Source organism: Schlesneria sp., from assembly GCF_036405755.1.
In the GTDB taxonomy this organism is placed as follows: Bacteria; Planctomycetota; Planctomycetia; order Planctomycetales; family Planctomycetaceae; genus Schlesneria; species Schlesneria sphaerica.
This window is the reverse complement of record NZ_DASWWZ010000316.1, coordinates 17,265-31,375: the sequence shown is the minus strand read 5'-3', so window position 1 is coordinate 31,375 and position 14,111 is coordinate 17,265. Positions and strand designations below refer to the sequence as shown.

General features: G+C 57.2%; 9 protein-coding genes. 5 read left to right on the top strand and 4 right to left on the bottom strand.

Annotated elements, in window-relative coordinates:
- The coding region (locus VGE80_RS11025) for a DUF6384 family protein (protein ID WP_440592704.1) at window positions 1–654 on the top strand (654 nt) is incomplete at its 5' end.
- 129 nt (window positions 655–783) lie between these two features.
- Here the strand turns inward: VGE80_RS11025 and sthA are convergent.
- The 4 genes from sthA to VGE80_RS11005 all read right to left on the bottom strand — a co-directional run bounded on the left by sthA (window position 784) and on the right by VGE80_RS11005 (window position 5,935).
- On the bottom strand, window positions 784–2,223 hold the full coding sequence (sthA, locus tag VGE80_RS11020) for a Si-specific NAD(P)(+) transhydrogenase (protein ID WP_440592705.1): 1,440 nt from the start codon (window positions 2,221–2,223) through the stop codon (window positions 784–786).
- Between the two features lie 45 nt (window positions 2,224–2,268).
- A complete protein-coding gene (locus VGE80_RS11015; RefSeq protein ID WP_440592703.1) occupies window positions 2,269–3,741 on the bottom strand; it encodes a serine/threonine-protein kinase in 1,473 nt (490 codons plus the stop codon).
- Window positions 3,742–4,030: 289 nt separating this feature from the next.
- Window positions 4,031–4,477 carry a DUF1294 domain-containing protein gene (locus tag VGE80_RS11010; RefSeq protein ID WP_373649281.1) on the bottom strand — a complete coding sequence of 149 codons (447 nt, stop codon included), beginning with the start codon at window positions 4,475–4,477 and terminating at the stop codon, window positions 4,031–4,033.
- A gap of 210 nt (window positions 4,478–4,687) precedes the next feature.
- Window positions 4,688–5,935, bottom strand: coding sequence for a hypothetical protein (locus VGE80_RS11005; RefSeq protein WP_373649280.1), 1,248 nt, complete (start codon window positions 5,933–5,935; stop codon window positions 4,688–4,690).
- A 620-nt stretch (window positions 5,936–6,555) separates the two neighbouring features.
- Here VGE80_RS11005 and VGE80_RS11000 point away from each other — a divergent pair.
- The 4 genes from VGE80_RS11000 (at window position 6,556) to VGE80_RS10985 (ending at window position 14,081) form a co-directional block, all read left to right on the top strand.
- Window positions 6,556–6,747 carry a hypothetical protein gene (locus VGE80_RS11000; RefSeq protein ID WP_373649279.1) on the top strand — a complete coding sequence of 64 codons (192 nt, stop codon included), beginning with the start codon at window positions 6,556–6,558 and terminating at the stop codon, window positions 6,745–6,747.
- On the top strand, window positions 6,744–8,156 hold the full coding sequence (locus VGE80_RS10995) for a methyltransferase (RefSeq protein ID WP_373649278.1): 1,413 nt from the start codon (window positions 6,744–6,746) through the stop codon (window positions 8,154–8,156). The genes VGE80_RS11000 and VGE80_RS10995 overlap by 4 nt, the downstream gene beginning before the upstream one ends.
- 159 nt (window positions 8,157–8,315) lie before the next feature.
- A complete protein-coding gene (locus VGE80_RS10990; RefSeq protein WP_440592702.1) occupies window positions 8,316–10,475 on the top strand; it encodes a sulfatase-like hydrolase/transferase in 2,160 nt (719 codons plus the stop codon).
- Between the two features lie 216 nt (window positions 10,476–10,691).
- On the top strand, window positions 10,692–14,081 hold the full coding sequence (locus tag VGE80_RS10985) for a YCF48-related protein (RefSeq protein ID WP_440592701.1): 3,390 nt from the start codon (window positions 10,692–10,694) through the stop codon (window positions 14,079–14,081).
- Window positions 14,082–14,111: the final 30 nt, after the last annotated feature.

Here is a 14,111-nt window from a genome sequence, read left to right as displayed (position 1 = left end):
ATGATCGTCGGGTTGCTGGCCGTCGTTCTACTCGTGACGGGGTGGTTGGCCATGCGTATCGCCTCCGATCGATTCTCGCCAGCAGCGCGACTGACGCGTCAGGTCAGTCGGCTCAATACCTCTGTCGCCGCGAATCTGGTTCGAGCCCAGGCATTGGCTCGTGAACCCGAGGTTCAGGAAGAGCTCAAACAATGGCAGCAGGAATTGGCTGTGGCGCGAGACCAGCAGGATGTGCAGACGCTCGACACCTTGGGCAAGAAGCTCTCGGAATTGATCAGCGAATTGAATGAAGCATACGAGGTGAGGATACTCGCGGATCCCAAGGCGAAGAGTGGATTTGACCGCTACTTTGAAGAGGCTGACAATCGGCCAACCGCGTATTACGTGATCGTCTACGCACAAAATGAACAGGGGCAAAGCATCCGGCGGAAAATCGAGAACGCAGAAACCCGGCAAACTTCCGTCGTCGAGCGGTGGGCTGAACAGGTTCCCAAGGACGTCTATGAACGGCTTAAAGAGGACAAAAAGGCAGACGGCGTGCTCAGCGAAACCTTGTTCTCGGTAAAGAAACGAGGCTATCGCAAAGAAGATGTGCAGCTACGGGGGGCCGGTGGTCAGCCGATCGAGCGGAAGGCCCAGATTACCGATTGGTGACCGGCGGGAGCCCTGTGATTTCCGCGTCCCGGACCAGACGCGGAAATCGATTGGGCGACCCCGGTGAAATTTGGCTTCTCATCCTTCGCCAGAGGCCGGTGCGACGAGAAGTGATTCGAGCTTTCGCGTTCAGAACAACCTGTTGTATCCGTTCAGGGCCGCGACCCGGTAGGCTTCTGCCATGGTGGGGTAGTTGAACGTAGTGTTGATGAAGTACATCAGGCTATTGTTCGGCTTGGGCTGAGACATGATCGCCTGGCCGATGTGAATGATTTCCGCGGCGTTCGCGCCGAAGCAATGGACCCCCAGAACTTCCAGCGATTCGCGGTGGAACAGGATCTTGAGCATCCCGGTGGTCTGCCCCGTGATTTGTGCACGGGCGATACTCTTGAAATGAGCATGCCCGACTTCATAGGGGACCGACGCCTCCGTTAGCTCTCGCTCCGTCTTCCCTATGGCACTGATTTCCGGGCTGGTGTAGATCCCGGCGGGGATGTCCAGTGACGGAGCGGGGCCACAAGACTCTTTGCTGCCGGACTCACAAAGCAGGTGGCTGGCGGCAAAGCGTCCCTGATTGTAGGCGGCACTGGCGAGGGCAGGGGGGCCGATGACATCACCCACTGCGTAAATATGCGGGACGATGGTTTGCAGATTTCCGTTGACCGGGATGTTCCCTCGCTGATCAGGGATTATGCCGACTTCTTCGAGGCCAAGGTGATCGGAATTGCCGGTCCGTCCCGCCGCCCAGAGCAGCACGTCTGTCTTGAGCTGCTTTCCAGATTTCAGATGCAGGATCACACCATCGTCGCAGGCCTCGACCCGGTCACAAATTTCCCTGTGTCGGACGATGACCCCGCGTTCTCGCAGGTGATAGCTGAGTGCATCGACGATTTCTTCGTCCAGGAAATCCAGCAGTCGATCACGGTTGTTAATCAGATTGACTTTGATTTCAAGGTTTCGAAACATCGAAGCGTATTCACACCCGATGACACCCGCTCCAAAAATGGTGATCGACTTGAAGTGAAGATCGGCCTTCAGAATCGTGTCGCTGTCAAAAATACGAGGGTGATCGAAGTCGACGTCTGCAGGTCGGTAAGGACGAGCGCCGGTCGCAATGACGATGTACTTGCCCCGAACGGTGGCCCGCGATCCATCCTCTTCCACCGCTTCAATGGTATGCGGGTCGAGAAACCGGGCTTGGCCACGCACGATGGGAATGTCGTTGCGGTCATAGAATGCGGTCCGCATCTTGACCTGAGCTTCGATTACGGTCTTGGCACGACGCCGTAATGCGGGCAGCATGAAGTTGGCGGTGACACCATGTTCACGGAACAGGATGTTGTTGTTGACTTCGGTCATCTGAAAGATGGCGAATCGCAGGGCCTTGCTGGGGATGGTGCCTTGATGAGTACAGGCGCCGCCGACCGAGATTTCTCGCTCGACGACAACCACGCTTCGTCCATTTTTGATCGCTTGCATGGCAGCCCCTTCGCCGCCCGGCCCCGTTCCGATCACAACGACATCATATTCCTGAATCGACTCGGTCATTGAGATCCTCTTCTTTTCAATTCTCTCTTCTCGGAATCAGGCCGATCGGCGACCTGGTTCACGCCATCACTTCGCTGCGTCGAGTCGCTTACGAAGGTCGTTCAATGCCCCGCTCATTTCGGGAAACAGTTTTGGGTGATCCTCGTCGATCTGTGCGACGAGTGTTCTGGCGAGCTGAGTGTCTCCCGTTAACTTGGCATAAAGCGCCTGTCCCACCAGTCCATTCGCCTTATAGCCGGATTGTGACGCCAAGTCATTAAAAGTTGTCTGAGCCAGTGCCATGCGGTTGGATTTGAGATAGATCAGTCCCAGTGCGGCGTTCGCGCGGGCGATCATCTCGTCGGAGACACCCGGAAAGGTCTTCAGTGTCACCCAGGCACGCTCGTCGTGTGGATTCGACATGGCCCAGTAGAGCTGCGCATCGGCAGTCTGCATCGCCTGATTCCTGACGTCGCCTGCTGATTCGACCATCAAGAGATCCGGGGTGCGCATGCTCCATCCCACGCCACTGGAGATCGCCATGGCAATCAGGCACAAGAATGTCAGCCAGCCAAGCTGCTTTCGAATCGGTCTGTCAAAGATCAACGGGGGTTTGGAGGGGGATTTCAGGGCGACGGTCGGTTCTTCTCGCCCCGAGAGCTGGCGGATGATTTGTTTCAGCTCATTCACCACCAGCCGGAACGAGGGGGGCCGGTCTTCTTTCTTTTTGCTGATCAGCTTTTCGATCAGTTCCTGCAGTTGAAAAGGCAAGTCTGCACGGGTGGCTGAAAGCGAAGGAGCCTTGTCATTCAAGTGCTTCATTGCCACCGAGATCGCTGTTTCGCCACGGAAGGGGGGCTTTCCGACCAGCATGTGCCAGGCCATGATGCCAAAAGAATAGATGTCGCTGCGTGAATCCAACGGTTGGCCATTGACCTGTTCGGGACTCATGTAAAGCGGCGTTCCCAGCGTCATTCCCGGTTGGGTGAGCGAAAGTCGTTCGCCTTGCAGAGTGAGTTGTGCCAGGCCGAAGTCTGCGACCTTTGCCTCAAGCTTGCTCGTCAGCAGGATATTTTCCGGCTTGATGTCGCGATGAACGATTCCATTTTCGCTGGCCACGAGCAGGGCGGATGCGACTTGCCGCAGAATGTGCAGAGCGACCTTCGTCTCCATGGCCCCCTTGCGATTGATATAGTCTTTCAGTGTGCGACCCTGAACGTACTCCTGCGCGATGAAGTTGACTCCTTGATCCTCACCCACCATGTAAACCTGGACGATGTTGGGGTGGTTGAGCGTTCCAGCTGCCGCCGCTTCGTGCCGAAACCGCTGAACGTATCGCTCGTCCGTGACAAACTCGGGGAGCAATATCTTGACGGCCACCTGCCGACGAAGGGACGTCTGTTCTGCCAGATAGACCTCTGCCATTCCCCCTTTGCCAAGCTTTCTGAGCAGTTTGAATTCACCCAGTTGGCGGGGAAGAACGCTCGACGAATCCGATGATGGCGCATTCTCGTTCGCGTCAGCAGGGTGTGAAACCTCATCATGTTCAGGTTCGGCCATGGTCAATGACTTCCGTTGAGTGAAGCACCCGAGGTGGCGACGCCCGTTGGGCCGCCGGGGAGCCAACGCCCCTGTTGCCCTTGTCTCCGGTCCAAACAGGGCATGAGAGATTTTCCGTCGGCGGGACCTCCCTTGGATTGTGGCCAATCTTTCGGAATTGCACCATACGAACAGCGGCGTAGCGACACCTGTAGAGGACGTTCCGCCCTTCTCAAGTGTATCAGAGCCGTCCACAGGCGTCTTCCTTGACTCTCTGGAAGGATGCCGTGAACACACCGCCTTGCGGAACTCAGATCCCGATCAGATTGCGGACCGCCGTAAAGGGCCATCCGGCCCAGATTCCCAGGCCAATGACGGTGAGATGAACGAGAACGGTCAGCCAGAAGATCACGCGGAAACTGACTTTCAGCGTCTTATGACGGAATATTTGTTGAGCCAGATGGGCGCCGGGCCAACCACCGAGAATGCTGAGCAGGTGGAGAGTGTTTTCCGAAACGCGCGGCAGGTTTTTGATCGACCTTCGCTTATCAATTCCATACAGCACGAACGCAGCCACGCTGCAGGCCACTGTCAGCAACAGGTAGATGGCCACGAACGGGGTGACCTTTGCTCCTTCGCGAGCCAGGGCCAATACCAGCAGAATCGACGTCCCTGCCAGCCACAAGATCACGGCGGTCGTGAACCAGCGTTGGATCCAGGCGAAAGGGTTCAGTCGAGCTAGCCACGATCGTGCCAAAAGTGAGTTCCTTGTTACTTTCGGCACCCTCGTAACGGTTCACGGGCCGGGGACGAATGCGGTCAGGGGATCAATGCGATGCGCCATTCAATGGCACGCGCCTCAAGCCGGAAACGTCCTCCGGGATCGGGATGACGCTCCTTTCAGGCAACCTGCAGGAGGTGACGCACGGTGGTCCGTGGCCTTTCTCCCCTTCGATTGCTCTGAACTTCAAGGTGCGATTTTGAATTTCGCGGAGACAACACCAGAATTATCGGCAATTTCACACCAGGCATCACGACATCGAACGAATAAATTTCCGTCGATTTTTGCTTCAAACCCTCCTTCGGCCCCCAGTTCCACCTCTTCCGAAAGTTCATAATCGGCAAAAATCACCGCTGTCAGTCGTCCCAGCCCGTCAGGTCCTCCATCGGCACTGACTGCGGACTCACTTTTACCAAGCTGCCACTGGCCGGTCGCCACATAGGAAACGGTGTCTCCCTTTTTGACCTGAAGGCGCGATGCCTGCCAGCCGCGATTCGCCGCCACTTTGACCTGAACCCCCGCAGGGCCCCGGCTTCGCTGAAATTTTGTCTTCCAATCCCAGGCACAAAGATCATTCCGGTAACCCTGGTCCATGTGCTTCAGGAACAACAGATATTCGAACTCGATTTCTCTCGACATTGAACCATAGACATCCTCGAAACTCGTCCGTCGCTGACTCATCAGGGCCATTCCGAGTGGTTTGAACCGGGGTGCATAGTTGGGGTTGGTTGAGAGAAGATGGCACAGAGCCCAGCGCCAGGTGTAGTTCTGCCAACTGTCTCCGGTTTTCTGTCCGGGGGCCGTAATTTCTGTCAGACTTTTGGGTTCACTCTGTTTGAGATAGGCCATCATCTCGTCAGAAATTCGCAAGCTGTCATCGTTTTCTCGCCAATGTGCACCGAGTTCTGCCATCCCTTCCGCGTACCAGGTGGGACCGGTCGTGCCGAACGTCTGATGACAGTATGCATGGACGGCCTCGTGCTGGGGAATCCCTCGCTGGGGAACGGCCCAGACCACGGATTTCGCAGCCGTGATCTGCCGTTCTCCCAGTTCGTTTTGCAGAGAACTGGTGACATTGAGCGTGATCCCGCCACTGCTTTCAATGCTCGGAAGAGCCGTTGCGGGAATCGATCCCGCAGGCCACCGATCCCGGTCGCGTACGACATTCATCTCAATGGTTCTGGTGTTCGGGCGACCATAGTATCGGGCCACCAGCAGGAGCATTTTTTCGAGTCGATCCAGCAACTCACCCGCTTCCTCGGCGGGCATGTCAGTTCGCAACAGAAAGTTGTCCGAGGTGTACTCACTCACCCCGGCATAGGTCGCGGTGGCAGCCACGCTGGTCTTCGGTTTGATTTTCTTCGCCGAACCTTTCGCGGATTGAGCCAGACCATCAGCCGGAACGATGGCCGCCGCCAGGCCGACCAGGGCCATTAAAGAGCACATGCGCCGCATCACGAAATCTCGATTGGAAAAAATGTTTTCCAAATTATAGCCAGGGAAGGACAGAATTCGCGCACTGGCCCCCCGAAAGGGACTGACTCAGCGGCGTCCCTGGCCCTCAAGCGGATTCGCAAGAGACATCGCCTCGTGTCGAGCGCGGACTCGCCAACGCACTTTCCCCGCACGAGATGAGCGCTCGTGGAAACCACTTCACGCACTGGCGACCGCAATAGGCGAGGGGAATGTTGCTGTTGATCGACTGAGCGTTTCTGATGTGGCATCCACGAGCATCTGACCAATGTGAGTGAAATTGGGCCTCATTTTCATCGACGGGAGTTGAATGTGATGCGGAGGTATGAGAGTTGCGAACCTCTACGCGGCCGTGCAGGCGGCTTGCTGAAATCGGGGTGAAATACGAGACACTTCAAGGTTCTCTTAATGTTCCTGAACTACCATGCTCGGACCTGCGTGCTCACTCCGAGTGAGGGGCCTGCCGGAGGATGAGAAGGGTCGTAGGAAGTGAATGTTCGTGTACATGCGGATGTGTGTGTTCTGTATGTGATCAACTAGTGAAGGCTGGTTACTAATCCTTTTTCTCGAGTAGATCGTCGATGAGTTATCTAATTGCCTATTTCGATCCCAGTGCGGGAAGTCTGTTATTGCAGGCCCTCGTCGGTGGGTTTGGCGGGATCGCTGTCGTGGGGCGATACCTGTGGATGCAGGTTCGCGGAAGACACGAAGAGCAACTGCTGTTCACCGATTCACAGGAGTTGTCGAGTTCGGCCCAGGTCGAAGCACAGTGAATTACGAGACGAGTTCTTTCAGGGATCGTTCTGCACGCGTCTTCTATTCGGGTGATGATGTCTTTCGGGCACTGACAGCAGACGCATATAAAGACTGGAAACTTGTTTCGGAGGTTCCGTTCTTCCAGCGGCGGATGCAACAGGGACAGATTGTTCCCACCCGCGAAATTCTTCCGACAGAAGCGTTGTCGTTTTCTCGTCCGGAACTTGCCGCGGCAATACTCCAGCATCAGCGAGTCCCCTTTATCAGCTATGCTTATGAGTGGCCATTCGTGATGCTGCAACAGGCGGCATTGCTGCATCTGGAGCTGATGTTCGAGGCCGTAAATAGTGGACTGACTCTCAAGGATGCATCTCCGTATAACATTCAGTTCCACGGTTCACAGGCCATGTTGATTGACATCGGTTCATTCACAAGGCTGCATCCCGGTGAACCCTGGCTGGCCTATCGGCAATTCTGTGAATTGATGCTGTTTCCGCTGCTGCTGCAGTCTTATCGTGGCGTCGATTTTCAGCCGTTGTTGCGTTCTCAACTGGAAGGGATCTCTGCTGCCCAGTTTTTACAGTGGATGCGTGGTTGGGATCTGTTCCGACCGGGAGTTTTCTCGCACGGGTGGCTCCATGCCTTATTAGAAAGAAACGCGCAGGCGACCTCGACGAGCACGGTGCGTGATCTGCAGTCGAGCGGATTTGATTCGAAACTCATCACGAAGCTGCTGCAGAAGCTGCAGAAACTGGTGAGCGGTCTCCGCTGGGTGCCCCAGCGGACGCAGTGGACCCAATACGATTCTTCCTTGCCGCACGTAGCAGACGACTTGCGTTCAAAATCGGAGTTTGTCCACGCCATCTGTCAGCAGAAGCAGCGGACGCTGGTCTGGGACCTCGGCTGCAACGACGGGCGTTACTCAAAAATCGCCGCCGAGTTCGCTTCGACGGTCGTGGCCATGGACCAGGATCACGCCTGTGTTGAGAATCTTTTCAGGTCTCTCGATGCGCGCCAGACGACGGTCCTGCCACTGCGGGTCGATCTGGCGAATCCGTCACCTTCACAAGGCTGGCGGGGGCGTGAGAGAACACGCCTGGAAGATCGAGGCCGTCCGGATCTTTTGTTGTGCCTGGGACTCATCCATCATCTGGTGATTGCCGCCAATGTTCCGCTACCGGATGTGGTCGACTGGCTGGCCAGCTTCCAGGCCGAACTCGTACTGGAGTTTCCTTCCAAACAGGACGCCATGGTCCGTGCGCTCCTGCGTAACAAGCGAGATCAGTACACCGACTATTCTGTTGAGTGCCTGGAGGCTGAGCTCTGTCGACACTTCCAGTTAGAGCAGCGTGTAAAGCTGCCATCCGGTGAGAGGACGCTCTACCACGCCATTCCCTTGAAAGGCCTCGATGTTTCAAGTGGGTGACACAGGATGTGACAAAGGGGATCGTTTCACCAGAGCAGGGTCGTCGTGGAAGAAATCTGCTGGCCGGAAGTGGTTCGTGACAAGGATTCCCCGATCAATCCGCGGCGCTACCCGAGGACGACGCTGCGGCTGTGACATCCAAGGTCGAGGTCTGCATTCATGGCTCGAATCGAAATCAAGTCCGTCGTGACGATGAAACGTGCTGTCGATCTCTGCACGCTCTGCGCGTTCGGGATTACACAACCACTGTTGACGGCACTGGCAAAGCAAACCATCTATTTACACGATCAACAGGTCGAATGGCGGGAAGTCGCAGTCCTGCTGCTGTTGCTCGTCATCGTGCTGCCTCTGGGCTTTGTGCTGCTCGATGTCGTGGTTCGAGGCCTATCGACACAGATAGAGTGTTACGGGCAGAACCTGATTCCGGTCGTCTTGCTGACAGTCGTCGTACTGTCACTGCTGAGGCCTTATCTGGTTTACGCCCAGCACTTTCTGATGCTTCCCGTGGGGTTGTTCATGCCGCCCCTCGCCATGACTGCGGCGTGGTATTTCATCGCACAATATGAAAAGCGACCGTTGCTACGATCCTGGATCTCGTGGATGTCTGTGGGGATCGTGGTTTTTCCACTCTCTTTTGCCTGGAACTTCGAACCCTATTCGGTCACGAGAACCACTGCGTCGAAGGGGGTGACCGCGGAATCTCCATTGCCTGTCGTCTTAATTGTGTTTGACGAGTTTAGTGGCAGAACGCTGCTGAACGGTGACATGCAAGTGGATCGGCACTGTTTTCCGCAGTTTGCACGACTGGCGGACATCTCGACCTGGTATCGTAACGCTTCGACCGTCAGTCCTCGCACCGACATTGCTGTCCCCGCAATCCTTTCAGGTCAGTATCCGGTGGTCGATCGGTCTCCCCTTGCCGACGAATACCCCGGCAATCTGTTTGAATTGATCGCGGGTTCAAAGTCGTTTGAGATGACGGTCTTCGAGCCCATTTCACGCTTGAGTCCCCCCTCGATTCGTCGGGATCGCCCTGTCTCTCTGACGCCCAATGAGAAGTGCACCCATCTGCTGGTGACTCTCGGGGCGGTCTACCCCCGGTTGATCTTTACGACGGATACTCCCGTCGTGTTTCCGCTGATTCCCCGTCCCTGGTTTGGTCTGCCTGCCATTCCCGTTGGCCAGGAGGGGATGTCCAGGGATGCCACGACGGGGCAGTTCCATTACGGCGGAGGCGAATACCGTGGACGGCAACTGGAGCACTTCCTGCGATGTCTGACCCCTTCGGCGTTACCTGGCTTCCGCTTTCTGCACGTCGTTTTGCCCCATTTTCCGTGGACGTTTCTTCCCTCTGGGGACCAGTACGAGTCCGAGCTTCAATCGTTCGACCAACCGTTCGGCGCCCGTGGGGAACTGGGTGAGTTCTGGGACGATGATCCGATCACCGTGGCGCGGAACGAATATCGCTACCGACTGCAGGTGGGCTATGTCGATCGCTTCATTGGTCAGGTGCTCGACCGACTGGAAGAGAACCATTTGCTGGAATCCTGTCTCTTGATTGTGACCGCCGATCACGGCGTTTCGTTTCGTCCGGGGCACTCGCGACGACTTCCGGATGCGGAAACATTGCCCGACATCCTGTCCGTACCGCTGTTCGTCAAATTGCCGGGCCAGTTGCAGGGGGCGATCAACGACCAGAATGTCGAGTCTGTCGATCTCATGCCGACGATTCTGCAGACGGTGGGCATCACCATTCCTGAGTCAGTGGAGGGGATACCGCTCTCAGAATCGCGTCGGCAACCGCGAAAATCTTTCTTTTACAAGTCGGACATGACCGTGTGTGAGCCAGACCTGCTGGTGAGGAAATGGCCAACAAAGGCCAGGTCCGACACGGACCCGTCGGGACTTGACCACCTGCCGCTGTCCGCGACCACCCATCCCGAGTGGCACGGTTTGAGGGTTGAGCAGTTCCCGGTTGATGACGAGACGATTGCTGTCACGCTACGTGATCTGAGTGATCCCAATCCGACGTTGCGGACGGCCGATTCGCAACTTCTGGTGTCTAGGTTAGTGAGTGGCCTGGTCAGGTCAGGTGACTTGCCCGCGGTGCAGACCGACGTGGTTCTGGCCATCAATGGCGTGATCGTCGATTCCGGCCGGACATCCTGGCGCGAATTTGATCAGCATGAGTTTCAACTTTTCAGTCCCGGATCCAGGGCGTCGGATGCTGAGGATCCGAATGAAATGTATATCGAACTTTATCTTGTCGAAGAGTCCGAAACCGGAACGCGATTGATTCGCCTTGAAGAAAAGGACTGACCACATCGGCGATGCTGCGGAACTGGTGGTTCGGTCAAGAGATGCAGAGATTCGACTTCCCCTTCGTTCCCCATTTTGTTTCCTCCGCCGTCGTTCCAGGAGCCCCCTCTTTGCGAACTTAACTGTGACAACGCCAACTCGGCCTTCTGTGAATTGGGAAAAGTCCTAGAATTCGCGGTCAGGCCTTGAGTGCGACCGATGGATAAGGAGGCGGGGATGCAAGGAAGCTTACCGCGATTCAAAGTGAAATCACTGTGTGCAAGCGGTACCCGACGATGGCGATCCGCACACGCGGAAGGCTGCTTACCCTGCTCCGGCACCGGTGAGGGCGAACGCTCGATCGAGCACTCGGCTGGTTGGGTGCTGCGACTGTGGCTCGTTCCGCTGCTGGCGATCTGCGGGCTGTGTGACGCCGCCGAGATCCCACCACCGTGGGTCGACGATGCGCAGTTACACGACGTGAGAATCGTGGGAACTCAGTTCGCGATGGCTGTCGGGGAACATGGCGCCATCTGGAAATCGTCTGACGGGGGGCGCACCTGGACTGCTGCGCACCTGGGACAAAACGTTTCGCTGCGAAGTCTTTGCTTCTTCGATGATCAAACCGGGTGGATTGCCGGCCATCAGCAGTCAGCCTATTCCGGGACAGAGAAAGGTGTGGTGCTGTCCACACAGGACGGCGGGGCCACCTGGCAACCTCTTGATTGTGAGCAGCTTCCGGGGCTCAATTACGTCCGCTTCTTCGGGATGGATGACGGTATTGTCGTCGGTCGGCCCACTCAACAGTCCCCCACCGGTATCTATAAAACCAGCGACGGCGGCAAGACGTGGCGAGGCGTGCAGGGTGAGGCGCCGCATAGCTGGAAAGCCATGTGTTTTCTGGAGCCGGAAATGGGTCTCGTTGGTGGGGCCGAAGGCCGCGTCAACATTATGGGGGGAGAGCAGCTTTTTCCGTCCAAATTGCAGCCCCAGGGATTTCGATCGGTCCGCGCCATCACACTCGCTGCCGATAACGTGGGCTGGCTCGCGGGAGATGGCGGTCTGGTGCTGAAAACAACGACCGAAGGGGTTGCCTGGGAAGTTCCCGAAGGTTCACTGCCGGAGGAAATGCGCGACGTCATGGACTTTCGGGCGGTCGAGGTTCGGGGACAGAACGTCTGGCTGGCTGGCTCTCCGGGATCGGCCGTGTGGCATAGTTCTGATGGTGGCCGCGAGTGGAAGAAGCAGTTGACCGGACATACCGCTCCGCTGTCGGCAATTCGCTTCACGAAGGACCAGCTCGGCGTGGCCGTCGGCGCTTTCGGGGTCATCCTGCGAACGGAAGACGGGGGCCAGTCGTGGCAGTCGGTACGCGGGGGTGGTCGTCGAGCGGCCGTGCTCTCGGTTCATGCCCGACCGGGGGGAACGAGTCCTGCGCTGCTGACAAAGCTGTCGGGTGAACAGGGCTATCGCAGTGCCGTCTGGATTGCGCAACGGGATGATCTCGGCCCGATGGCCTTGATGACCGAAAGCGAATCCGTGCTCCGGTCGGCCGTTCAGTTGTGCGGTGGCAACGCGGCTGATGTTCATTGGCAACTGCCCCTCACGCTGCCGGGGATCGAATTCTCGGCCCAGCAACTTCTCGCAGAATGGCAGAAGCAGACAGAAGGTCGGTTGCCGCAGACGCTCATGGGCACGATTGTGCGACAGATTCGGACATGGCGTCCCAACATTCTGGTGGTCGACCAGCCCCCCGCTGACGATGCCGTCGGACAACTGCTATTCAATGCGACCCTGAAAGCGGTGAAACTCGCCGCAGATACCAATCGGTATCAGGAGCAGACGGAAGTGACGGGCCTTGAGTCCTGGCGGGTGGACCGGGTTTACATGCGACTGGCGCCCGGTGCCTCAGGCGATGCCCATGTGGAACTGGACGAGTTTCTGCCTCATTTGAAGTCGTCGACGCGCACGGCAGCGGGGCCCGCGATATCACTGCTGCAGGGGGAAAGAGCTCCTTCCATCGATACGGTCGAAGCTCCCCGAATCGCGTACCGCTGGATCGGATTGGATGGCAAGCCAGCAGACGGGACGAGCGTTCGCGGAGTGACGTCGCGCGATTTCTTCGTGGGGTTGTCCCTCACACCCGGATCGGCGGGGCGGCGTGATTCAAGTCCGCTGGATGAAGAGAATCTGGAACGAAACCAGAAACTCGTTCAGAAGCAACGAAACTATACCGGTCTCTTTCAAAGATCGCTCGATGACCCGCGAGTGGCAAATCAGTTGATTGGCCAGCTCAACGGCATCGTGGACGGAATGGCGCCGGAGCAGGGGGTGGGGCTGCTGAGGGATCTGGCTAACGAGTATCGCAAGCGGTCGCAGTTTGAACTGGTCGAATCGACTTATGTCGAGTTGATTCGTCGATACCCCAACGAGCCTGGCTCGCTCGACGCCATGCGGTGGCTGTTGCAGTTCTGGTCAAGCAGTGAAACCGCGTGGCAGCGGACACAGGCCATGAAATCGGGCAGTTCAGTGGCGCAGTCGAATCCACTTCGAGGGAGCGTCATCCAGCAGGTCGGCGCACAAGTCGACGACGGAACCCAGAGAACGCGAAATGCTAATCTGGTCGATGGAAGTCTGGATGCCGTGACCCAGTCCAATATCGGTAGTCCGATTCGTCTGAATACGAAACTCGATCTCGATGCGACGCACTCGCGAGATAACAAGAGCACGCAGCCAGGGCGACTGAAGATCGATCCTGACGTTGACTGGAGGACGGGCGCCGTGGCGGAATGGCGTTCCCGTGCAGGAGCGCTGGCTAAAAAACTGCAAACGGCTTCCCCGACGCTCTATGGATCGCCCGAGATTCAGTTTCCACTGGCGGCCCTGCGACGCAGCGAAGGAACCGTGCGTGCGGGTGATGCCATCATGCGGAACTTCGTTACGAACGCGATCAATCCCGAGATCAGGCAACTGGCAGAACGGGATCTGTGGGCCTCGTTTGCCACTCCCGAAACTCCGACGTGGCTGGCTCATTGTGAGCGAGTCCTCGAACGACCTGTGCTTGACGGGTTGCTGTCAGATCCCTGCTGGGTCGAGGCACAGGAAATCTTCCTCACTGAATCGCCGACAGCGGGTGACGATGTCGAGGAAACGGGTGCTCGAAGACGGTCGATGATGATGCTGGCTTATGATACCCAGTTCCTCTTTATCGCTTTGCGTGTACCGCGTGAAGCGGCCGCTCCTCAGGATCGCCCCCAGACCAACGGACGCTATCATGACGCAGATCTTTCACGACATGACCGGGTGAGCGTGCGACTGGATATCGACCGCGACTATTCCACGTGGTACGAGTTCCAGATCGACCAGCGGGGCTGGACGGCGGAAAGCTGCTGGGAAGACCGCAATTGGAATCCGACCTGGTATGTCGCTGCTGAGATGGACGAGACTGACTGGAGAATCGAAGCCGCGATCCCCTGGAAGGATCTCTCCCCGACGCCCCCGCAGCGCAGTACGATCTATGGGTTGTCCGTGTTGCGGACGACCCCCTCGGTCGGCCTGCAAAGCTGGACGCAGCCCGCCACGGCACGGATTCAGCCCTCTTCGTTCGGGCTGCTGAAGTTTGAGTGAGGCTCGACGTTTCGTCCGGCTGAATGGACT

What these genes read in the sequence shown, in the direction of transcription:
- VGE80_RS11015 (WP_440592703.1), bottom strand. Translation starts at nt 3,741, where the DNA reads ATGGCCGAACCTGAACATGATGAGGTTTCACACCCTGCTGACGCGAAC.
- VGE80_RS11005 (WP_373649280.1), bottom strand. Translation starts at nt 5,935, where the DNA reads ATGGCCCTGGTCGGCCTGGCGGCGGCCATCGTTCCGGCTGATGGTCTG.
- VGE80_RS11000 (WP_373649279.1), top strand. Translation starts at nt 6,556, where the DNA reads ATGAGTTATCTAATTGCCTATTTCGATCCCAGTGCGGGAAGTCTGTTA.
- VGE80_RS10990 (WP_440592702.1), top strand. Translation starts at nt 8,316, where the DNA reads ATGGCTCGAATCGAAATCAAGTCCGTCGTGACGATGAAACGTGCTGTC.
- VGE80_RS10985 (WP_440592701.1), top strand. Translation starts at nt 10,692, where the DNA reads ATGCAAGGAAGCTTACCGCGATTCAAAGTGAAATCACTGTGTGCAAGC.